Source organism: Iodobacter sp. CM08 (assembly GCF_033446605.1).
Taxonomy (GTDB): Bacteria; Pseudomonadota; Gammaproteobacteria; order Burkholderiales; family Chitinibacteraceae; genus Iodobacter.
This window is the reverse complement of sequence record NZ_JAWQUO010000008.1, coordinates 13,643-37,209: the sequence shown is the minus strand read 5'-3', so window position 1 is coordinate 37,209 and position 23,567 is coordinate 13,643. Positions and strand designations below refer to the sequence as shown.

Annotated in this window: 14 protein-coding genes and 1 riboswitch; of the genes, 4 read left to right on the top strand and 10 right to left on the bottom strand. The window is 49.3% G+C overall.

Annotated features, from left to right (window positions below; genetic code table 11):
- Positions 1–75: 75 nt before the first annotated feature.
- The 3 genes from R6242_RS05925 to R6242_RS05915 all read left to right on the top strand — a co-directional run bounded on the left by R6242_RS05925 (position 76) and on the right by R6242_RS05915 (position 2,271).
- Entirely contained in the window at positions 76–669 is a 594-nt protein-coding gene (locus R6242_RS05925) for a CoA pyrophosphatase (protein ID WP_318424973.1), read from the top strand.
- 179 nt (positions 670–848) lie between these two features.
- The gene (locus tag R6242_RS05920) at positions 849–1,394 is read left to right on the top strand and encodes a hypothetical protein (RefSeq protein ID WP_293935707.1); all 546 of its coding nucleotides are present in this window, start codon (positions 849–851) and stop codon (positions 1,392–1,394) included.
- A gap of 67 nt (positions 1,395–1,461) precedes the next feature.
- Positions 1,462–2,271 carry a hypothetical protein gene (locus tag R6242_RS05915; protein ID WP_318424970.1) on the top strand — a complete coding sequence of 270 codons (810 nt, stop codon included), beginning with the start codon at positions 1,462–1,464 and terminating at the stop codon, positions 2,269–2,271.
- A 191-nt stretch (positions 2,272–2,462) separates the two neighbouring features.
- Here R6242_RS05915 and R6242_RS05910 read toward each other — a convergent pair whose 3' ends face one another.
- The 6 genes from R6242_RS05910 to R6242_RS05885 all read right to left on the bottom strand — a co-directional run bounded on the left by R6242_RS05910 (position 2,463) and on the right by R6242_RS05885 (position 12,222).
- Positions 2,463–3,419 carry a substrate-binding domain-containing protein gene (locus tag R6242_RS05910; RefSeq protein ID WP_318424968.1) on the bottom strand — a complete coding sequence of 319 codons (957 nt, stop codon included), beginning with the start codon at positions 3,417–3,419 and terminating at the stop codon, positions 2,463–2,465.
- 210 nt (positions 3,420–3,629) lie between these two features.
- Positions 3,630–6,500, bottom strand: coding sequence for an aminomethyl-transferring glycine dehydrogenase (gene gcvP, locus R6242_RS05905; protein ID WP_318424965.1), 2,871 nt, complete (start codon positions 6,498–6,500; stop codon positions 3,630–3,632).
- Between the two features lie 194 nt (positions 6,501–6,694).
- Positions 6,695–7,072 carry a glycine cleavage system protein GcvH gene (gene gcvH / locus R6242_RS05900; protein WP_318424962.1) on the bottom strand — a complete coding sequence of 126 codons (378 nt, stop codon included), beginning with the start codon at positions 7,070–7,072 and terminating at the stop codon, positions 6,695–6,697.
- A 265-nt stretch (positions 7,073–7,337) separates the two neighbouring features.
- Positions 7,338–8,429, bottom strand: a complete 1,092-nt coding sequence (gene gcvT / locus R6242_RS05895; RefSeq protein ID WP_318424960.1) for a glycine cleavage system aminomethyltransferase GcvT — start codon at positions 8,427–8,429, stop codon at positions 7,338–7,340.
- Between the two features lie 152 nt (positions 8,430–8,581).
- Positions 8,582–8,677, bottom strand: a riboswitch (glycine riboswitch).
- A 95-nt stretch (positions 8,678–8,772) separates the two neighbouring features.
- Positions 8,773–10,785 carry a BCCT family transporter gene (locus R6242_RS05890; RefSeq protein ID WP_318424958.1) on the bottom strand — a complete coding sequence of 671 codons (2,013 nt, stop codon included), beginning with the start codon at positions 10,783–10,785 and terminating at the stop codon, positions 8,773–8,775.
- 438 nt (positions 10,786–11,223) lie between these two features.
- Entirely contained in the window at positions 11,224–12,222 is a 999-nt protein-coding gene (locus tag R6242_RS05885; protein ID WP_318424956.1) for a LysR family transcriptional regulator, read from the bottom strand.
- A 169-nt stretch (positions 12,223–12,391) separates the two neighbouring features.
- Here R6242_RS05885 and R6242_RS05880 point away from each other — a divergent pair, with 169 nt between their 5' ends.
- Positions 12,392–12,826: a nuclear transport factor 2 family protein gene (locus tag R6242_RS05880; RefSeq protein ID WP_293935375.1), complete on the top strand. Its 435-nt coding sequence runs from the start codon at positions 12,392–12,394 to the stop codon at positions 12,824–12,826.
- 299 nt (positions 12,827–13,125) lie between these two features.
- Here R6242_RS05880 and R6242_RS05875 read toward each other — a convergent pair whose 3' ends face one another.
- From R6242_RS05875 to R6242_RS05860, 4 genes are all read right to left on the bottom strand, one after another.
- Positions 13,126–14,634 carry a GGDEF domain-containing protein gene (locus tag R6242_RS05875; RefSeq protein WP_293935372.1) on the bottom strand — a complete coding sequence of 503 codons (1,509 nt, stop codon included), beginning with the start codon at positions 14,632–14,634 and terminating at the stop codon, positions 13,126–13,128.
- A 328-nt stretch (positions 14,635–14,962) separates the two neighbouring features.
- Entirely contained in the window at positions 14,963–17,545 is a 2,583-nt protein-coding gene (gene clpB, locus R6242_RS05870; protein WP_318424952.1) for an ATP-dependent chaperone ClpB, read from the bottom strand.
- 229 nt (positions 17,546–17,774) lie between these two features.
- Complete coding sequence (locus R6242_RS05865) at positions 17,775–18,281, bottom strand: arsenate reductase ArsC (protein WP_318424950.1); 507 nt, start codon at positions 18,279–18,281, stop codon at positions 17,775–17,777.
- A gap of 244 nt (positions 18,282–18,525) precedes the next feature.
- A complete protein-coding gene (locus R6242_RS05860; RefSeq protein ID WP_318424947.1) occupies positions 18,526–23,445 on the bottom strand; it encodes a VCBS domain-containing protein in 4,920 nt (1,639 codons plus the stop codon).
- Positions 23,446–23,567 lie beyond the last annotated feature (122 nt).

The following is a 23,567-nucleotide window of genomic DNA, read 5'->3' as shown; positions in this document are numbered from 1 at the left end:
TAGGGCGGCACTACATAATGACTAAAATGCACAATTATTTTGTGCGTTATTCCCCTCTATAAAATAGGTATCTTCGTGATCTTGCCCGCCTCCAGCCAGATTCGTTCATGGCTGCAATTAAAACTGAATGCTGCAAGCAAAATATCTGCTGGTGATTTGGGGGGGAGCCCCTTGCCTAGTAGCCGTGCTGCCGCTGTGTTAATTCCCTTGGTACTGCATCCTTCTGGTGTGACCGTGCTATTTACTGAACGCGCCGCACATCTTTCTACCCATGCGGGGCAGGTGAGTTTCCCCGGGGGGGCACGTGAAGTGCAGGATGCGGATCTAGTGGCCACCGCCTTGCGTGAAACACAGGAAGAGACGGGCATCCCTATTGGGCAAGTTGAAGTGGTGGCGAGCTTAGCAGAGTATTTTACGATTAGCCGCTTTAGGGTGACGCCAGTTGTGGGGCTGTTGCAGCCTGGTTTTGAGCTAGCACCCGACCCAAGTGAGGTGGCTGCGGTATTTGAGCTGCCTTTGGCGGTGTTGTTGGATGTGCGCCACTATGAACGCAGAATGGTTGAGCGTAATGGTCAGAGAGGGTTTACCCATTTTCTGGAGCACGATGGGCGCGTGGTATGGGGTGCGACAGCGGGGATGTTGCTGATGTTGGCTAAGAGCTTGGAGTAATCTTTGGTAATATTTGTGTTGCTTTATTGTGTAACTTACTTGTTTTTATTTTGGCTTGCTTGACATGATAATGTCATTGGCTTGATGATCTATGACAGGAAGTGATTGATTCTTAGTTGTTAATTGCTTTCGGCAGAATATCGGCGCAATAACTAACAATAAACCTAGGAGGTCAGACAATGACAAAGCATCTGGTACTTGCAATCGCGCTGGGCGTGGCGAGCTTATCTCAGGCCGCGACAGTAAGCCGTTCTTATATTACCAAAACCGGCTCAGAAATTAGTCAGGAAAAGGGCCGTTACGCCAATCCGACTATCTATATTGATCAACGCGCCTGCGGTGAACCTAGTCCAAACGCAATGGCCTGCGGCCCAAGCATCATTAGCGTGGGTACACAGTTTTTACAGTCTCAGGAAACACAGCACGGTAATTACGCCGCAAAAATGGTGCTGGCACATGAGTGGGGCCATTCTATTCAGTTTGCCAATGGCATTAATCTGCGTGCACCTTACCAAGAGCTGCAGGCCGATTGTAATGGCGGCTCATTTATCCGTTATGCGGTTAATAATTTGGGCTATTCGTCTTTTCTAGAGGCTGCGGTGAGCAGTGCTCGTGCTGCTGCCGATTACAGTACGCATGGCACACCGGCTCAGCGTGATGCATTTACTCGCTGGGGCTATGCTCAGGGTGATTTACTAAAATGTTTTAATAATTTGCCAAGATAATTAACAGCGATCTTGCTGATGCCCGTGCTTAAGCATGGGCATCAGGGGCGATGGAGTGGGGCAAAATATGAAAAAACAGAATTGGATGATTGCACTTGCCTTGCTGGGCGGTAGCGTGGTTTATTTATGGCAGTCGCCTATTTCTATGAGTGCGTTAGTAAAGGGGGCAGGGTTGCAGCAGGATAAGTTAGCTGCGTTATCCTCTGCTGGGGTGTCGGCATCGGCTGCGTCAACCGCAGCATCGTCGCTGAGCCAGTCAGCCATGCTGCAGGCATCGCCTTTTGCAAAAAATAAAAGTATTGATTTAAGCAGTGATGAGCTTAAAACCGATCCGCATTTAAATACCGCGCTAATGACGCCGGATAAAGAAGTGATTGGCCCAGAAGAAGCTGCCCGTCGCAAAAAAATGGAAGCATTGGGCTATATGGTGCCTGCGGATTATTTAACTAAAGATCTGCAGAGCTTAAAGAAAATGGCCAAGGCGGGCGATGCGTATGCCATGGTGCATCTGGGTGAAAAGTATTACTTTGAATTAAATAAAAACCCAGAAAATCCAGATTATGATCCGCAGACCGATTACGCCAATCAGGCTAAATCAACATTTAAAGATGCGCTGGTGGCGGGCAATATTCGCTCTGCAGCGATTATCTCTGAGCTGTATCTGCAGGAGAACAATCTGGTGGATGCCTATGCATGGCATTTAATTTCTGATCGCCTTGGGGATAGCATTAGCGCTGATTGGTTTCGTTCTACCAAAGTCTATACCGAAGCTAGTGAGCAGCTAAAGCAAGCGGCAAAGGCGAAATTACCGGTATTGATTGCGGAATTAGATAGCCGCAGCAAAGCAGCGAATCGCACGCCTATATTTAAGTCTTAATTGAGGTGGGGTTCCTTCTATTCGTTTAAGAAAAAGCTGTAATAAATGATGCTTTTATAGGCTTTGTTGGTGCAATAAAGCGGCTTACATAAGTTAGCAATTGTATTAAAGTTGATAGAGTTGGGATGAAGCGAGCACTTTATTTAACAATACGCGCAGGTTTTACCCACCCTAAGCGATATCAGTGCTAGTTATCTAGCATATAGCTTTAGAAATGGATCAGTCTTTACCCTGACTTCTGAATTATTTATATTTTTATTGGTAATCAAAAGGGCGGGGGTTTCTAAAATTACGGGGATTTGCTTTTTCTCTAGTAGTTTAAAAAGTGTTTGCATGGCTTTTTGCCCCATTAAATAGGGATCTTGTATCACCACGCCATTTAGGCTGCCGTCTTTGATGGCTTCATTTATTTTGTGATTAAAATCAAAACCATAGTGTTTTATTTTACCTGCAAGGTTCTTTGCTTTAAGTGCGCGTATTGCACCCTCGGTGCTGGATTCATTGGGGGTGAAAATAAGATCGATATCTGGAGTTCGGCTCAGAATTGCGCTTACGTTGGATTCGGCATCTTGCATTGTTACACCGGCATATTGCTTATCAATAATTTCTGCTTTGGGTAGTAACTTATGGATGCGGTCTAAAAATCCTTTTTCGCGCTCGGTGGTTGAGCCATGCTTGGGGGCGTATCTAAGGAGTAATATTTTTTTTATCTGCGGAAAATCTTTAGCGGCTTGAGCTGCAGCAAGAGCGCCTGCTTCTTTATTGTTTGTGCCCACATAAGGTAAGCTGTTTTGCTCTGCTAGCGGCGAATCCACAACAACAATTTTAATGCCCTTATTCACGGCTTCCCGAATCGGCTTATCAAGTTGCGCCGTAGAATTGGGTGCTAGAATAATTCCAGAATATTTTTCCTGAATGTAAAAAGCCATAATGTGAGTTTGTGCATCCACGTCATCTTCTGAACTTGGGCCTCGCCAAACCAGCTCGATATGTAAACTCTTTGCTTTGTCCTGCGCACCACGTGCCATTTCCTTCCAGAAAACCTGAGTAGCCCCTTTCGGGATGAAGACGGCCTTATAAGGGGCTGCTAGCGCACTACATGCTAGTTGGAGAAGAGCCATACCCAACAGCAGTTGCATTGATCGCATTTTTTACTCCACCAACATGTTTTATTTCTAGCAATATAGCCAACCCTCCGCGTGCGAGGGCTTTTCCCCGCCCAGCGCAATTGTGAATGAAACGGCAACAGGCCCTAGGGCTGGTGGTTAACCTTTTGCGCTTAAGTACTTTATTAGTCAGTGCGGCATAAAAAAAGGCCATCCTCGCGGATGGCCTGTGCTTCATGTTTTAAAAACTACTTATTCGTAATCAGACATCGGCAAGCAAGCGCAAAATAGATTGCGATCGCCGTAAACGTTGTCGGCACGGCCAACCGGTGGCCAGTATTTATTTTTTCGAACGCTTTCTAGCGGGAAGGCGGCAGTAGCGCGGCTATACGCGTGTTCCCACACTTCTGCCGTTAGTACTTCTACGGTGTGCGGTGCGTTAACCAGCGGATTGTCGGCCAATGTCCATTCACCCGAAACCACGCGATCAATTTCGCTACGAATGGCGATCATGGCGTCGATAAAACGATCCAACTCGATTTTTGATTCGCTTTCGGTAGGCTCCACCATCAGCGTGCCAGGCACGGGGAAGCTCATGGTGGGTGCGTGGAAGCCATAATCCATCAGGCGTTTGGCCACATCTTCATTGCTGATGCCGCTTAGCTCTTTGAGTGGACGCAAGTCTAAAATGCACTCATGCGCAACCAAGCCATCGTGCCCGCTGTAAAGCACTGGGTAGAAAGGCGCGAGGCGTTTGGCGATGTAGTTGGCGTTTAAAATCGCAATTTCAGTCGCGCTCTTAAGGCCTTCCGCCCCCATCATGGCGATATACATCCATGAGATCGGCAGAATCGCGGCCGAGCCAAACGGCGCGGCGCTGACTGCGCCAATCCCTTGTTCGCCGCGCACATAGCCGCTGCTTTGCTGATTAGGCAAAAACGGTACTAAGTGTGCTGCCACAGCCACTGGGCCAACACCTGGGCCGCCGCCGCCGTGAGGGATGCAGAAGGTTTTGTGCAGGTTTAAGTGGCTAACATCGCCGCCAAACTGGCCAGGTGCACATAGGCCCACCATGGCGTTCATATTTGCGCCGTCGATATACACTTGGCCGCCGTGGCCGTGCACGATATCGCAGACTTCTGTGACTGATTCCTCAAATACGCCGTGCGTGCTTGGGTAGGTAATCATAATCGCAGCGATATTTTGGCTGTGCTTATCCGCCTTGGCGCGTAAATCGGCTAGATCAATATTGCCTGCTTCATCGCAAGCCACCACCACCACATCCAGCCCTGCCATTTGAGCGGAGGCTGGGTTAGTGCCGTGTGCGGATGCCGGAATCAGCACGATATTGCGCGCCGCATCATTACGCGAGGCGTGGTAAGCCTTAATGATCAGCAGGCCAGCGTATTCGCCTTGGCTGCCCGCATTAGGCTGCAAGCTTACACCCGCATAACCAGTAGCCGCGCAGAGCATGGCTTCTAGTTGGGCGATCATTTCGCGGTAGCCTTCGGTTTGCGCAGCCGGGGCAAATGGGTGGACATTGGCAAATTCTGGCCAAGTGACCGGCATCATTTCGCTGGCCGCGTTGAGCTTCATGGTGCAAGAGCCGAGCGGAATCATGGTGCGATCAAGTGCTAGGTCTTTATCTGCCAGGCTACGTAGGTAGCGCATCATCTCAGTTTCGGAGTGATAGCGGTTAAAGGTGGGGTGAGTCAGAAAATCAGACTGGCGTAGTAAGTCGCCTGGCAATGCGCCTGCGATTTCTGCATCGATGGCGTCCACTGTTGGCAGGGCTTTACCGCTAGCAAATACATGCCACAGTGCGGCAATGTCTTCACGGTTGCTGGTTTCATCTAGCGAAATACCCACGGTAGTTGCGTCAATCTGGCGCAGATTCAGCCCGTGGTTGTGCGCTAGAGCGTGGATTAGAGCGGCTTCTTTCACGCTAATAGTCAGCGTATCAAACCAGCTGTTATTCAGTACGGTGACATCCAGCTGCTTTAAGCCCGCTGCCAGAATGCTGGTGAGGCGGTGTACGCGATGCGCGATGCGTTTCAAGCCTGCGGGGCCGTGGTAAACGGCGTACATGCTGGCCATCACCGCCAGTAATACTTGGGCGGTACAGATATTGGAGGTGGCTTTTTCGCGGCGGATATGTTGCTCGCGGGTTTGCAATGCAAGGCGGTAAGCGCTCTTGCCTTGGGCATCAATGGTAATCCCCACCAAGCGGCCTGGCATAGAGCGCTTGAATTCATCGCGGGTGGCTAAGAAACCCGCATGTGGGCCACCAAAGCCCAGCGGCACACCAAAGCGTTGGCTATTGCCAACCACCACATCGGCGCCCCATTCGCCAGGGGCTGCCAGTAGGGTGAGCGCCAGTAAATCAGCAGCGACAACGACTAAAGTGCCTTTGGCGTGTAAATCAGCCACCAGTGCGCGGTAGTCAGACACTTCACCGCTAACCCCAGGGTATTGCAGCAGCACACCAAAGCCGTCGCCTGCTTCGCCAAGACCGGTGCGCACTTCAATGCCCAGTGGGGCTGCACGGGTGGCGATCACTTCGCGGGTTTGTGGCAGTACGTCTGCGGCAACATAAAAAATGCTCGATTTGTTTTTGCTCATGCGCATCAACAGCGTCATGGCCTCGCTGGCAGCCGTGGCTTCATCCAGCATCGATGCATTGGCAATTGCCATGCCCGTCATATCGCAAATCATTTGCTGGAAGTTAATAATTGCTTCCAGACGGCCTTGGCTGATTTCTGGTTGGTAAGGCGTGTAAGCCGTGTACCAAGCTGGGTTTTCTAAAATATTGCGCAAAATCACGCTAGGCGTATGGGTGCCGTAATAGCCCTGACCAATGAAATTCTTCTTCAGGACATTTTTGCCAGCAATCGCTTTTAGCGTGGCAAGGGCCTCTGCTTCGCTTTTTGCTTGGGTGAATTCACCCAGCGGCAGTGCATCTGCGCGGACAATCGCTGCAGGAACAATGTTTTTAATCAGATCTGCACGCGTTGCATAGCCAAGCGTGGCTAACATTGCGGCTTCTTCCGCAGCATTAGGGCCAATATGGCGAGCCACAAAAGCGGCGTGATCTTCAAGATGGCTAAGAGATGCAGTGGTCATGGCGGCAACCGTAAAAGGGGATGAGGCAAAAGGTCAGAACCCATCAAACCCAAACCTCGAACCACGGAGTTTAGGAGGACACGGAGGGCCACGGAGAAAAACAAATTAATTGAAGGTTTTCTCCGTGAAACTCCGTGCTCTCCGTGGTCTGCGTGTTTTAAGATTTGGGTTTCAGGTTTTTTTAACTATGAAAATTAGCCGATGGCTTTTTCGTAATCGGCGGCGCTCAGCATGGCATCGAGGTCGGCGGCGTTGTCTGGGGTGATTTTGAATAACCATGCGCCGTAAGCGTCGGTGTTGACTTGTTCTGGAGCGTTGGTCAAGTCGTCATTGCTTTCCAGAATCACACCCGCCAGTGGCGCGTAGATATCACTGGCGGCTTTAACTGACTCAACCACACCACAAGCGTCGTCTTTTGCGTAGCGTGTGCCGGCTGCTGGCAGCTCCAAAAACACGATATCGCCCAGCGCTTCTTGCGCGTGGTTGGTAATACCGATGGTGATGCTGCCGTCAGCTTCTAGACGTAACCATTCGTGAGTGTCGGTGAATTTCAAATTTGCAGGGATAGACATAAAAGTACTCCGATATGGGGTTAGTGCTAATAAATATGGTCTGTAAATAGCATAAAAAGAATAAAAGAAATTTGGCTTAAATAATTAATAACAAGCTCAGTAGTTTTTCTCAAAACCCAAACCTTGAACCACAGAGTTTAGGAGAACACGGAGGGTCACGGAGAAAAACAAAGTCTCGAAGGTTTTCTCCGTGAAACTCCGTGTTCTCTGTGTCCTCCGTGTTTTAAGATTTGGGTTTTGAGTCGTTTCTATTTGCGTAGGTTTTTTAAAGCTGTGATTTACCGTTGCGCACAAAAGGCATTTTCACTACGCGGGCGGCTAGTTTTTTGTCGCGGATGGCTACATGTACGGTGTCGCCAATGGCCACGCCCAGCGGTAAACGCGCCATGGCGATAGATTGTTGTAGGCTTGGCGAGAACGTGCCGCTGGTGATTTCTCCGATCCCGTGTTCGGTATGCACCACTTGATGACCACGCAGTACGCCGCCTTTATCTAGCAGCAATAGGCCGAGGAATTGTTGAGTTTGTCCTTGGGCGATGAGGGCTTCTTTGCCGACGAAATCGCGTTCGGAAACCAGATCAATTGTCCACGCCAAGCCCGCATTCAGTGGGTTAATGGTTTCGTCCATATCTTGACCGTACAAATTCATACCGGCTTCTAAACGCAGCGTGTCGCGTGCGCCAAGGCCACAAGGGCGAATGCCTGCAGTAATTAGCTGATTCCAGAAGTTTTCAATTTGCGTAGCAGGCAGTACCACTTCAAAGCCGTCTTCACCGGTGTAGCCGGTGCGGGCGATCATTACATCGCCAATTTGTGCGGCGTTGAATGGTTTAAGTGCTTCGCTGGCAGCCTGAGTTTCAGGCAGAACTTGCCAAACTTTAGCGCGGGCGTTTGGGCCTTGCACGGCCAAAATGGCTAAATCGTTGCGGGAGGTAATGGTCAGGCCAGTACTCCAATCGCTATTAAGCTGCTGCAACCATGCGATGTCTTTATCTGCTGTGCCCGCGTTCACCACAAGGCGGAAGTAATCTTCGGCGAAGAAATAGACGATTAAATCGTCGATCACCGTGGCTTGTGGGTTAAGCAAGCAGGAGTAGAGTGCTTTGCCAGAAACTTTAAGCTTGGCCACATTATTGGCAATGGCGCGGGTCAGAAAGGCGCGAACTTGTTCGCCCTTGATATCCACCACACGCATATGGCTTACATCAAACATGCCCGCGTCAGTGCGAACAGCGTGGTGTTCTTCGATTTGTGAGCCGTAATTAACGGGCATGTCCCAGCCACCAAAATCGACCATACGGGCGTTGGCTGCGCGGTGGGCTGCATGAAGTGGGGTAGTGTGAAGTTGGGCGGACATGGCACTCTCGGGCATGGCGCTGCAAGCCGATTCGGCTTTTTAGATGCAGCGGCCCCTCTGTCCTTGGTACCTGAGAGATTCCAAAACGGCTCATGACGATCCGTTTTGTTAGCCCCTTCGGTGGGCGTTGTGCACGCCGCTCTCCAGAGTGTTGATGCCAAAGAGTCCTTTTGCCTGAGCGTTCGCGGGCGTTGCGCCTTCGGCGGTAACTGGGGTTTTCCCTAGCTACTCTCTCCTCTTTGGTCTTGGGAATTTAACCACTTAGACCGATTTTGTCAATTTTACCTAGCAATAAAAAACGCCCACTTGAAACGGTGGGCGTTTGGATTTTGGTGCTTATGCTTTAAGTATGCCCAGGGGCAGAATTCAGCAGATGGGTATCTTTATTGTGTACCAAGCTTAAATAGCGTTCATATTGTTTTAACACGTCGGCAATCAGCTCTTGCTGAATCATATATTGCACATCGTAACCTTGGCGGCCGTCTTCAAAGAAGGTGATGGGCACGTAATGATGAGGACGGCTAGACATGGGTAGCGATGCGTCCCTGAGGGCAAAAGCAGGCACAGGCTGTTTTAATGGCCGCACGCCGTAGACAAAATTACGCAGATTGGCTTGTGGCACAATCAAAGAAACGGCCTTATCGTCCCCAACGAGCACGGATGCTTCTAAGCCTTGTTTTTGCAGCTCGGCGGCGACTTCTTTGAGCGCGGGTTCTACGCTTTTTGCAATAAACTTTTCAACATCGCTTAAGCGTGGCTCTTGCAGAATTTGCGTAAGACGTGTGCGCCAGTGCTGGCCTGTCCAAAAGGTAGTGCCAGGTGAAAATTTTTGTGAGAAGTGTTCACGATCGGCCGCTAAGCCTTTGCAGAGGCTAAAGCAGAGCAGCAGCATGATGGCCGTGAAAGGTAGGGCGGCAATTAAGGTGACGGCTTGCAATGCCTTTAAACCACCCGTTGTGAGTAGAATTGCGGCGGTCACGCCAAGTAAGCCTGCCCAAAATAGGCACTGCCAAGCCGGTGATTTTTCTGCGCCACGGGTGGCAATGGTATTGAGCACAAAGGCACCAGAATCGGCCGAGGTCACAAAAAATACGGCAATCAGCAAAATGGCAATGGAGGATGTGACTTTAGCTAGCGGTAGGAATTCAAAGAATTTGAAAAGCAGTGCATCCACATTGCCCGCGGTTTGCGATAGCGCACCGGCAGCGGTATGCATATCTAGCCAGATGGCGGTGTTACCAAAAATGGTCATCCAAACCAGATTAAATAGCGCGGGAATCAGCATTACGCCGATGATAAATTCACGCAAGGTGCGGCCACGGGAAATACGCGCAATAAACATCCCCACAAACGGCGACCATGAAATCCACCACGCCCAATAGAGCAGCGTCCAGCCACTAAACCAGCCTTCTTTTTGCGTTGGCTCATAGGTATAAGAGCGGAAAGTCAACTCCACAATACTGGAAAAATAATTTCCAAGATTGTCACCAAAAGCGCCAAGTAGAAATAACGTTGGCCCTGCAAATAATACAAACAGCATCAGGATAATGGCAAGGCTAAGGTTTAGCTCGCTTAAGCGGCGTACACCCTTATCTAAGCCCGATGCGGCTGAGCAGCCAGCTAAGCCAATAACGACGGCAATTAAGCCATATTTAAAATTAAGCCCAGAAGTATCCCAGCCGGTGAGGGATGCAATCCCCGCGCTGATTTGTAAAATGCCAAAGCCTAGGGTGGTAGCGATACCAAAGATGGTGCCACAAAGGGCAAATACGTCGACAGCGTGTCCCATTGGGCCGTTGATTCGGTCACGCAAAATGGGGTAAAGGCCGGAGCGAATGGTGAGCGGCAGATTGTAGCGAAAGCCAAAATAAGCCAGCACTAGGCCCACTAAGCAGTAAATCGCCCAGGCATGAAAGCCCCAGTGAAAGAAGGTCATATTCATCGCTTCACGGGCGGCAGCCATAGTGCTGCCTTCGGCCAGTGGTGGCGATAAATAATGCTGCATGGGCTCGCCCACGCCAAAATACATCAGGCCAATCCCCATGCCTGCGGCGAACAGCATGGCAACCCAAGAGGTGAAGTTATATTCAGGTTTGGCATCGTCTGGGCCAAGGCGGATATTGCCGTAAGGGCTGCAGGCGATTGCGATAAGGGTGACGATAAAAATAGCAACGGACAGAATGTAGAACCAGCTAAAATTTGCCGAGATCCACGTTTGACCATGCGAGAATATTTGCTCTGCGGCGGCGGGGTTGAGGGTACAAATAGCGAGCAAAACGCCGATTAAAATCATGCTGGGTAGAAATACCGGCATGCTAAGAGTGTGATGAAAACGGTATGGGGTGGCGGTACTCATGCGTCTCCTATAATGACCAAAATCCGTGGCCTTTTATGGGTGGGAAAGCGAATACACGCAATATGCCCTTGTATTGAATGGGATATTGCCTGTAAACGTCGATTTTACTATAGCAATAATTTCGATATTTGTAATGTTGAATAGTACAAATAGGTGACTAAATCACATATTGCTTAAGGAATCTCTTTTCCCATTATGGTTCTGAACCCCTTCAGCGTTTTTTAGCCAATTACTAGGCTTTTTTACTGTTGAAATCGCTGCGAAGCTGATTCTGCTAGGGCTTTTTCCTATTGCTCAAATTGAATTGTCCGCTTGCTTTCATGCCCCAGAGAGGCTGTCTAGGAGCGTGGTTTATGCGGAGGTTCCAGTGTTGATAAGTAGGCGCTTTTAGATGCAAAAGACTTGCAATCCATTTGTTGAATATGACGTGTTAGCTATCTATTTTGACAACAATGTAAGAGGGGCAGCAGCAGGGGCTCCTGAAAACCGCCGTGCTAAATCCTGCTCCGCAAAAGCCGCTACCACATAGTCAATAAATACCCGTGTTTTGGCGGGCAGTAGGACTCGGCTGGAGTAGTACATACTGATCGAGCCAGCATCGGCGTACCACTGAGGCAATAAACGCACCAGTCGGCCCTGCTCTAAGTGCGCTAGCACATGCGGCATGGGAGCCAAGGCCACGCCCAGCCCCAGTACTGCTGCTTGGCTGATGGCATCGGGATCGTTTAAAACGAGCTGCTCTTGCACCGCCGCCAGCGCTTCATCGCCTTGAGCATTGCGCAGAGTCCAGTGCTGCACCCGCCCAGTTTGCACCGAGCGCATCACAATGCCCGCCAGCGTAGCCAAATCACGAGGCTGCTCCGGTATGGCGCGCCCTTGCAAATAGCTGGGCGCTGCCACCGCCACGACATGTGCGGGCCCTACATGCCGTGCTACCACCCCAGGGGCGAGTTGGATGCCGCCACCCATTGCCACATCTACTCCTTCGCCAGCTAGGTTGACTTGGCGGTTTTCAAGCTGCCAGTCAAGGCGGATACGCGGATAGCGCGCCATCAATGCGGGCACTAGTGGCAGCACGTATTCCATGGCAAACGATGGCACCATACTGACTTTGAGTACCCCGCTGGGCTCATCACGCTCAGAATTCATATCGCTAATGGCTGATTGTAGCGCATGCAAATTGCCTCGAATTGCATACAGAAACCGCTCCCCTTGCTCGGTTAGTGTGAGCTGGCGTGTGCTGCGATGAAATAGCCGTACACCTAGATTGGCTTCCAGCATGCCCACATTGCGGCTAACTGCTGCCGGCGTGAGAGCCAGCGTACGGGCCGCTGCAGAAAAACCGCCGGCCTCCGCGCTACGGACAAATGATTCCAGATTGGTCAGAGTTTCCACGGTATTGATCTTCAATAAATGCTTGAAATTGATTATAGCCATATACGACTTATCTAATTATGCAAATAAGCGCACATTTCTATCCACACCAGAGCCCGCTATTACGTTTGATTTGTGAAAATTATTGAGGAGGGTATTCCACCTCAGTGTTACGAATTTTAGGCTCGGCTAAATAGTGCTGTTTCACTCCATAAACATAAAAAGGTTAGTTATGAAAAAGATTTTTGTTGCATCTGTCCTAATGCTTAGCACCGTGGCTTATGTTCAAGCGGCCCCTCCGGCTTCCGGAGTTGAAATTCAAACCATTACCAATGCGATTGATAGCATGGATCCAGCCGTCTTTGCCAAACTGCTGACGGAAAACGCTCGTTTCAAATTTGGCAATTTTCCAGAGGCCCAAGGTAAAGCGGCCATTTACCAAGCGCAGGTGGATTTTTTCAAAAGTGTGAAAGGGGTTAAACATCGCGTTATCAAAGAGTGGCAAGACAAAGACTCTATCTTGGCTCAAATGGAAGTCACTTACACCCGCCACGACGGTAGCGAAATTACTTTGCCAGTGACTGATATTTTCAATATTCGTAATGGCAAAGTAGATGGCACCTATATTTATATGGACGTAGCACCGCTGTACCAGCCGCCTAAGTAAGCTACCGGTGTCAGCGGCGTTGCCCTATTTGACGAGGCTGGATTCGGGTTTCTTATCTATCCAAAAGTGAAGATGGATAAGAATTTATACGGCCCGTTAATTTATGCTGGCGTTGTTTTGTGATAATGGCCACGTGGTTTTCTTGTTTGGTATGAATCTGGCCGTTGGGCCAAAAGCATTGTTGTAACAAGAAGAAAGTCGTTTTTGCTTGCGGGGAGCTGATACCAATAACATTGGTCTAAGTTGATGTTTGTAGGGGCGCAGCAAGCAGCGCCCCTACAATGTGTGTATCACTTTAGTTAATGATTAAACGCTGTAGAGCTAATTGCGCACTGTACTTGATTGCGTCCAGCGGCTTTTGCGGCGTACATGGCTTGATCGGCCCGATTTAATAGATGATCTAAGCTGCTATCGTTGTCTTCTAGCATGGCTACACCCACGCTGATGGTGATGCGGATTTTCTGTTCGTGGTATTCAACTAGGGCTTGATTCTCTACCGCGATGCGTAATTTATTGCCCGCCAAGATGGCTTCTACCTGTGTGGTACCAGGGAGTAGCAGCACAAACTCCTCGCCACCCCAGCGGGCAAAACTATCCGTGGCTCGTAGCTCGGCGGTGCAAACTCGGCACAGCTCTTTCAGGGTTAAATCGCCAGCTAAATGTCCGTGCTGGTCATTAACGTTTTTGAAGTGATCGATATCAATCAGCAAGATAGACAGCGGTTGCTGATAGCGGCGGGCGTAAATAATGGCCTCCTCACAACGGCGCTGCCATTCGCGCCGATTGGCAACACCGGTTAGCTCATCCGTGGTGACTAATTCTTCTAGGCGTTGATTGGCTGCGGCCAATGCTTCGGTTCTTAAGGTCACTTCCGTTTCTAGCTGAAGATGGCTATGGCTGAGTAGTTCTTGTAACAGCGCTAAATAGTGCAGAGTCAGCCCAATTGAAAATAGAAATAACTGTAAATTAAGGAAAGAAAGAGGCTCGCTGGGGGTAAAAAAAGGCCCAATATGATGGGTGGTTCCTATCATTGAAAGCATAAAAACAATCAGTAATGCGAGTGAGGTTCCTGCTAATCGAAACCGAATGGCAATCAAAAGTAAGATAGGCAAAATAAGCATCATCAAATAGCTATAGAGCAGAAACCCCAAGGCAATAATCAAGATTAAAGCAAAAAAATAAGGAATGGCGGGGCGGATTCTATATTTGAATGCGCTGGATTTCCAACTGGCGTAAATCGGCGCCACGATAAATAGCCCTGCGGTATCCCCCATAATCAGCATAAACATTTGCTGAATGTTACTGAATCCATCCTGCGTGCTAATAATACTGCTTAGGCTTAGCAAAGTATGGGTGAGCGCCATGCTGAATAGGGCGGGTATAAAGCATATTTTCCCCCAGAAATAGGGGAGGTCAGTGGGTTTTTGTAAAGGGGAGCGATGATGTTTTGTAAGAAAAAACTGCCAAGCTTTGGCTGCCATATATGCTTGCCACACGTCGATGAGTGCTGTGCCAATGCCAACAAGCAGCGATGTGATCAGGGGGTGAGTATTGCTTGGGGTGTTGATATAGTAATAGGTGGGAGTGTTGAGGATAAAGCTTGCGAAAAAAATAAAGATAAATGCAGCAGGGCCAATTTCCAGTGCCATTAATAAGCCAATACCTGCGGGCAGCCAAATAACAGCAAGATGGCCTGGGGATAAATGCGCCTGCTGAATATTAATAAACCCAATGCCCACATAGCCGATAAACAGGATAAAGGCGATGAAATATCGCTCTGGGTTAAGAAATGTAAGTGCTTGCTTCATTACATTTTTTTCAAAGTTTGATCGTTTAGCTTATCGCATAATTAAGAGATTTGTGAATAATTTAAAGAAATACAAGCATTGAATTAAAAGCACAGTGTTTATCGCAAACTATGCTTTTCTTGATTAGCCGCTTTGCTCAGTAATGTATAGCATCATTCCCGCTTAGGCGGGAATTCCGTTGCGGTGTACTCAAAGCCTTTGGATCTCCGGTAAAAGCACTCGGGGATGACGCGTTTTTAGTGGGATTTTGTGCTGAATTTTATTTTGCTGAGCAAGCCGTAGATAAAAACGGCGGCCCTCAGGCCGCCGTTTTGAATTTCCACATCTTTTATGTAGATTGCTTAAAACACAGGGCGTCATTGTCAACATCAATAGTCAGTACATGCCCCGCGCTGACTTTGCCCTCTAGGATTGCCTTAGATAGCGGGTTTTCAATTTCGGCTTGAATGGCGCGTTTTAAAGGCCTTGCGCCATAAACGGGATCAAATCCTGCTGTCGCAACCAGATCGAGCGCTGCATCGGTGATGCTCAGCTCAATCTCCATATGGGCTAAACGCCCTTGCAAGCGATTAAGCTGAATGCGGGCAATGTTTCTAATTGCCGCTTGATCCAGCGAATGAAACACCACCATTTCATCGATACGGTTTACAAATTCCGGCCTGAAATGGCCTTGTACCTCGGCTAATACCGCCATTTTAATGAGCTGATAATCCATACCGGCCATAGCCTGAATTTGCGTGCTGCCCAGATTACTGGTCATCACGATCACGGTATTTCTAAAATCTACCGTGCGGCCTTGGCCATCGGTGAGCCTGCCATCGTCCAGCACCTGCAGCAGGATATTAAACACATCCGGGTGCGCTTTTTCGACTTCATCGAGCAAAATCACGCTATAGGGTTTGCGGCGAACGGCCTCGGTTAAATAGCCGCCTTCTTCATACCCCACATAGCCTGGCGGCGCGCCCACTAATCTGGATACGCTGTGTTTTTCCATAAATTCGCTCATATCGAGGCGAATTAAATGATCGGGCGAGTCAAATAAAAATTCAGCTAATGCCTTAGTTAGCTCCGTTTTACCTACGCCGGTTGGCCCTAGGAATAAAAAGCTGCCATAAGGGCGGTTAGGGTCTGATAGGCCTGCACGCGAGCGGCGGATGGCATCGGAAACTAAGCGTACCGCTTCGGATTGCCCCACTACTTTTTGATGCAAGGCGTTTTCCATCGCTAGCAGTTTGGTCCGTTCGCCCTGCAGCATGCGGCTAACCGGAATGCCGGTAGCGCGGCTCACCACTTCGGCGATTTCTTCTGCGCCAACTTGCGTGCGCAGCAGTTTTAATTTACCGCCGCTGACTTCAGAGGCTTCGGCGGCTTTTAGCTTGGCTTCAAGCTGGGGCAGTTGGCCGTATTGCAGCTCGCTGGCTTTATCCCATTCACCCTGACGTTGGGCGGCGTCCATTGCTACTTTTACTTTTTCAATTTCTTCGCGGATGGCTTGGCTGCCCAGTACGCTGGCTTTTTCGGCTTTCCAGATTTCTTCTAAGTCTGAATATTCTTTCTCTAGCCGTGCGCTTTCTTCTTCGATTAGGGCAAGGCGTTTTTTGGATGCTTCATCTTTTTCACGTTTTACGGCTTCACGCTCAATTTTGAGCTGGATAATGCGCCGATCTAGCTTATCCATGACTTCGGGCTTGGAATCGATTTCCATCTTGATTTTGGCGGCAGCCTCGTCAATCAGATCAATCGCCTTATCCGGTAAAAAGCGATCGGTGATATAGCGATGGCTCAGCTCGGCGGCGGCCACAATTGCAGGGTCGGTGATTTCTACCCCGTGATGGATTTCGTATTTTTCTTGTAAGCCACGCAAGATGGCAATGGTGGCCTCGACACTTGGCTCGGCCACAATCACTTTCTGGAACCGCCGTTCTAGCGCAGGGTCTTTTTCAACGTATTTGCGGTATTCATCCAGCGTCGTTGCGCCGATGCAGTGCAGCTCGCCACGCGCCAACGCGGGTTTGAGCATATTGCCCGCATCCATCGAGCCTTCGGTTTTACCCGCGCCCACTAAGGTGTGCAGCTCATCGATAAAAATAATGGTATTGCCTTCGTCTTTGGCTAGCTCGTTGAGCACGGCTTTTAGACGCTCTTCAAATTCACCACGGTATTTGGTGCCTGCCAGCAAGGAGGCCAGATCAAGTACCAGTACCCGTTTAGATTTGAGCGATTCGGGTACTTCGCCATTCACAATCCGTTGGGCAAGGCCCTCTACAATCGCGGTTTTACCCACGCCAGGCTCGCCAATCAGTACCGGATTGTTTTTGGTGCGGCGCTGCAACACTTGCATGGCGCGGCGGATTTCATCATCGCGGCCAATGACAGGGTCGAGCTTACCAGCGCGGGCTCTGGCGGTAAGATCCATACAATATTTATCTAGCGCTTCGCGGTTTTGATCCGCTTCAGCACTGTTTACGCTTTGCCCACCCCGTACGGCATCAATGGCTGCGGCAACGGCTTCTTTGTTTGCGCCATTTTCTCTTAATAAACGGCCTGTTTCACCTTTGTCGCTGCTTAAAACCAGTAAGAATAAATCGCTAGAAATAAACTGGTCATCGCGCTTGAGTGCGGCTTTATCGGTCAGATTAAGTAGATTGCTCAGCTCTTTAGAAACGCTGATGTCACCCTCGTTGCCGCTTACTTTTGGCAGGCGCTCAATAGCGGCGGTGAGTGCATTTTTGAGTGCGGTGACGTTGACCCCCGCCCGCGCCAGTAGGGCAGGCGTGCCGGAATCCACATCGGCGAGTAGGGCCGCTAAAACATGCTGGGGTTCGATATAGGGATTGTCATGGGCATTGGCGCTGCTTTGCGCATCACCAATGGCCTGTTGAAATTTTGTGGTCAGCTTATCAAAACGCATCTTGAACACCTCCTCGTATAAGTTCTTACTCTAGAGATGGGGGTGAGGCAGGGGGGATTTCAAGTGCAAAAAGATGATTTGAATCATCTTGCTGGCGAATGTAGTTGGCCGAGGGGCTAATTTAAAAGGAATATTGCTGCGTGGTTGGCAGGTTTGTAGATGCCTCAAGAGGGCAGCATACCTTGGCAGCTATAGCCAGCAAGGTATGCTGCACCTTGGGTTTTTTAGTTTAGATGGTGGTTTTTCCGATTTCTTTCACGGTGTCATTCAGTGATAAATGTTGCAATTTTTCTGAAGGCAGGCTGACAAGTAGATCGATTCTGCGTTTAATTTGGGCGAATATTTTGCTAAATGAAGCACGCTTTTCTTCTTCGGTATCACCGCGTGGGTCTTCGTAGCCCCAGTGTGCGCTGATCGGGTGGCCAGGCCAGGCGGGGCAAGCTTCACCGTGGGCTTTATCGCAAACGGTAATGATAATATCCATATGTGGTGCGTTGCTATGCTCAAATTCTTGCCATGATTTTGAGTGCAAATGGCTGGTTTCATAGCCAATGCTTTGCAGTAATTCTATGGTGTAAGGATGAATTTGGCCGCTAGGGTGGGTGCCCGCGCTGTAAGCATTAAAGCGGCCCTGGCCAAGGATATTGAGTAAGCCTTCAGACATTACGCTGCGGGCTGAATTAGCGGTGCATAAAAATAGCACATTAAAAACACGGTTAAAGGTGGGTTGGGTCATGGTTTTTATTTCTCTTTTATCTGATTTTTAATTTAGAACGACAGCGCCAATCGGTTTGTTTTTTGCCACGTTCACAGTGCTAACGGGCAAAGTGCTGATGCTGTGAGGGGCGTATATTAACGGGCAAAGATGAAGCAAAAGCTTCATGTTGCTTACAAGTAGGTGTTTTTTTATTGAGGGGATGGAGCTATAGGCAATAAAAAACGGCTCCCTAGAGAGCCGTTTTGGAGCTTAAAGCGAAGGCTTAATCAACAATCAGTTTGTTGTTTTGCAGTAGGTTTTTTACAATATCTGCATCTGTTGCACCAGTTAAGTCAACGCCTTGCAAGATGATGGTTTGGTCTTCTTTGCCGGCGTTGTAGCCAGCATTAAATTCCCCTGCGGTACTGACGTGAATAACGGTGCTGCCACCGGTTTTTTCAACGTGCAGATAGTTAAGCAGGTTGCCAATATCGTTACTGCCATGGGTTTCGCCGATAAGCAGATCGCGCATATCTAGTTTATCGTTGTTACCCGTGGTGACGTTTTGATTGAAATCCATCACCACGTCGGTCGCTGTTTTAACTAGATTGATGTTTGCCGCTACACCAAATTCATTGCCTGTACCTGCTGCAGTGGCACCGCGGGTAATCGCTTGATCGCCTGGCATCCAGAGGAAGACATCATCCCCAGCGTCCCCTTTGAGTACATCGTTGCCAGAGCCACCGCGCAGTACATCATCGCCTAAGCCGCCACGTAAGGCATCGTTATCGCTACCGCCGTCTAGGTAATCATTGCCGGTGTGGCCGTAGAGCAGGTCCACCCCTGTCTGGCCAAAAATGGCATCGTTGCCGCTACCGCCGTTCACCACATCTGCCTTTGGATTGCTGACACCAACGGCTGCACTAAATAGCTGGGTGCTTGGGTCAACTAAAGAGCTCAGATCCAGTGTCATTAGTTTGTGACCCAGAATGTCAGCAAACTTATAGCCAGCAGAATCGCTGTCGCCAGCATAAATCACATCATCACCACGGCCCGATTCAACGTAATCGTTACCGCCGCCCGCATCAATCACTTGGTCAACCGACTGGGTGTATTGGAAGCGCTCGCTAGGGTTTGGGTTTGGTGCGGTTGAAGTGGCACCTCCGCCTAGTTGCAGATCAATCACTGTGCCTTCGGTTTTTTCTGTGCCCCAAAGCGTGGTGGATTCGCCATACATATCGCCAATCTGATCATTGAAGCTGGAGCCCATAATCACCACCGGATCGGTGTGGCCTTGAATATTGATCGTGAGCGTGGCGGTGGATGTGCCGCCTTTGCCGTCGGATGCGGTGTAGGTGAATTTCTCGCTTAAGCTATCTCTGTCGTTAAGTGCGTTAACACGTGGATTGCTATTGTCTAGCTTGTAGCTATAGCTACCATCTGCGCTGATTGTAAGCTGGCCAAATTGACCATTGATGGTTTTGCCTACATTAGCTGCATTGTTGTTAACGGCTTGAACCACCAGTTTGTCGCCATCTACGTCGATATCATTGCTAAGCACATTGCCGGTAATTGGGTTTGTTGCGCTATCTTCGCTAATATTTGCGCTATCGTCGTTGGTGTTTGGCGCATCGTTAGTATTGGCCACTTGAATCGAGACAATGGCGTTGTTTGTTGCCGTTTCACCGGTACTGTTTTCTACGCTGACGGCTTGCAGGCCTACCTTGTACTCACCAAAGAAATTAAGCGGTGGTCTGATTTGCAGGCTGTTTAAATCCCAGCCTTTGAGATTCAAAGTTGAACCATCGCTCGGCACGTTAAATGTATTCACGTTATCAAATACGGTGCTGCCTGCTTTAAGCTCGGTGAGAGAAAGGCTTTGTAGTTTTTCGGAGCCATCGGTATCGCTGAGTTTGGCAGCTAAGCCAAAGAGCTGGATATAAGAGTCTTCCTGCCCACTGATACCCTGCGGGTAGTAGCCGCCATCGCCGGTAGTCACCAGATTGCTGTGCAAACCGCCGGTGCTTTCTAGCTGAGCTAAATTGCTATAGAGCGAGAAGTTACTGGTGTTAAAGTCGATGGCTTTTGCGCCATTAACGCTTACATTTAGATCCATCGCACCTACGTTGGATGCGTTGTAAACGATAAACTCAACGGTGTAGTAGCCTGATTTGCCAGGTACAAATGGTGTGGCGGTAAATGTGCCATAGCCATCGTAAGGGCGATTCATTAGTTGGACGCCGCCAACTTTAAGCAGGGAAGTATCGTCAACATAGCCGCTGAACGTATAGTTTTTACCTTCTTCTAAGTAAACTAAACCACTGACTCTGTAAGCAGAATCAGTAGCGATACCACTTGGCGCAGATGCACCATTATCTACATACACATCGGCTGAGCTTACCAGCGTGGTGCTGGTTGGCGTTTTGCCCTCAAGCGTTGTTTCGATCAGTGTTGGCGTTCTGGCCGAGGTGGTGTTTAGATTGTCATTTGCGTCTGGTGCATAGTACTGCTGGATTAAACCATTACCTTTTGGTGGCGTAACGGTGGTGGTTGAGCCATTAACTAAGTTGATCCCGCCAATGCTAATGATAGGCATATCGGCCACAGGCTTGATATCAACCACCATGCTGACTTTATCGCTGCTAACGCTGCCATCATTTACTTGGTAATCAAATTTTGCGTAGTCCGATTTCTGATCGCCAGTGCCAATGGTATTAAAGCTATTGTTACCAGATTCATTTGCATCTGGCACAAAGGTCAGCTTACCCGCATCAATATCGGCCTTGCTGATGGTGAATTGGGCTGGGTTTGTAATGGTTACACCATTAAATTGCAATACCCCATCCACAGGAAGTGAGCTTAATTTGATTGATAGGCTGCTTGCCGCAGTATCGCTATCGACGGCATTAAAGTCATTCCATTTAAAGGCATAGGCGGTATCTTCGGAGCCAGTAACCAAGCCACCCGTGCTGGTTGGCGCGTCGTTGGTACCCTGCACGGAAACCACAACATTAGACGTTGTGCCATCCGCCGACATCACCACGAAGGTTTCAGTCTTGGTTTCACCCTCTTTAAGCGCCTGAACATTGGCTGCGCTGTTGTTCAGCGCATAAGTCCACTTGCCATCGCTGCCGATGCTGAATTTACCGTAAGTACCGTTGGTATTTGTCTGTGCTTGGAAGCTAGATTGGCCAGCGTCTTTGTCATTGACCAGCAGCGTGCCGCTGGTGGTCAATGTTGTATCTTCCTTAACCAGCCCAGCATCATCACCTGGTTTATTCGGGGTAATGATAGCTGCGTCGTTGGTACCCACAATCGTTACGATCACATTTGAAGTGGTGCCATCCGCCGACTTCACTGCAAAGGTTTCAGTCTTGGTTTCGCCTTCTTTCAATTCTTGGACGTTGGTGGCTGAGTTATTCAGCGCGTAAGTCCACTTACCATCGCTGCCGATGCTGAATTTACCGTAAGTACCGCTCGTGTCAGTCTGTGCTTGGAAGCTAGATTGGCCAGCGTCTTTGTCGTTCACCAGCAGCGTGCCGCCAGTTGTAAGGGTCACATCTTCTTTAACCTGACCCGCATCATCACCTGGTTTATTCGGGGTAATGATAGCTGCGTCGTTGGTGCCTACAATCGTCACAATCACATTTGAAGTGGTGCCGTCAGCCGACTTCACTGCAAAGGTTTCAGTCTTAGTCTCGCCTTCTTTCAACTCTTGGACGTTAGTGGCTGAGTTATTCAGCGCGTAAGTCCACTTGCCGTCCGTACCAATGCTGAATTTACCGTAAGTACCGGTGGTATCGGTTTGCGCTTGGAAGCTAGATTGACCAGCGTCTTTGTCGTTCACCAGCAGCGTGCCACCAGTTGTAAGGGTCACATCTTCTTTAACTTGGCCAGCGTCATCACCTGGCTTGCTTGGGGTGATGATGGCTGCATCGTTTGTGCCGACAATCGTCACAATCACATTTGAAGTGGTGCCGTCAGCAGACTTCACTGCAAAGGTTTCAGTCTTAGTTTCGCCTTCTTTCAACTCTTGAACATTGGTGGCTGAGTTGTTCAGTGCATAAGTCCACTTACCATCGCTGCCGATGCTGAACTTGCCGTAAGTACCGGTGGTGTCGGTTTGTGCTTGGAAGCTGGATTGGCCAGCGTCTTTGTCATTAACGAGTAAAGTGCCGCCAGTTGTAAGAACGGTGTCTTCTTTAACTTGGCCCGCATCATCACCTGGTTTATTCGGAGTGATGATGGCTGCGTCGTTTGTACCCACAATCGTTACGATCACATTTGAAGTGGTGCCGTCAGCCGACTTCACCGCAAAGGTTTCAGTCTTGGTTTCGCCTTCATTCAGTGCTTGAACATTGGCCGCTGAGTTATTCAGTGCATAAGTCCACTTGCCGTTCGTGCCGATGCTGAACTTGCCGTAAGTGCCAGTAACATCAGTCTGTGCTTGGAAGCTAGATTGACCAGCGTCTTTGTCATTAACGAGTAAAGTGCCGCCGGTAGTCAGAGTCACATCTTCTTTAACTTGGCCAGCGTCATCACCCGGCTTACTTGGGGTGATGATGGCCTTGTCGTCTAGGCCCTGCACATTAATGGTGATGGTGGTTTTACTGCCATCGCTCAGGGTGACGTTGAAGTTTTCGGTTTTAAATTCACCCGTCTTCAGCGCTTGTACATTGTCAGCGGCGTTGTTGAGTGTATAGGTCCACTTGCCATCGCTGCCCAGCGTCAATGAGCCATAAGTGCCAGCCGTGTTTGCTTGAGAAACAAAGGTTGCCCCACCACTAGCCGTTAGTGCGCCGCTGCTGGAGGTGATGGTGTCTTCTTGCACTGCGCCTTGGCCGACCGTGGCGGATTCATTGGTGCCGGAAATCTGAACAGTCACCGTGCTGCTTGTGCCATCGGCCGTTTTAACGGTAAAGGTTTCAGTGCGGGTATCGCCTTCTTTTAGCTCTTGAACATTAGTGGCTGAATTGTTCAGAACATAAGTCCACTTGCCATCCGTACCGATGCTGAATTTACCGTAAGTACCGGTGGTGTCAGTTTGTGCTTGGAAGCTGGATTGGCCAGCGTCTTTGTCATTGACCAGCAGCGTGCCGCCGGTAGTCAGAGTTACATCTTCTTTAACTTGGCCCGCATCATCACCTGGTTTATTCGGGGTAATGATAGCTGCGTCGTTGGTACCCACAATCGTCACAATCACATTTGAAGTGGTGCCGTCAGACTAACACTGCTAACACCCATGGTTGCTGCGTCGATAGTAATGGGGCTTATTTGGTCCACTACTACGCCCGGTTCAATTTCTTCTACATTGAGACTGATGGC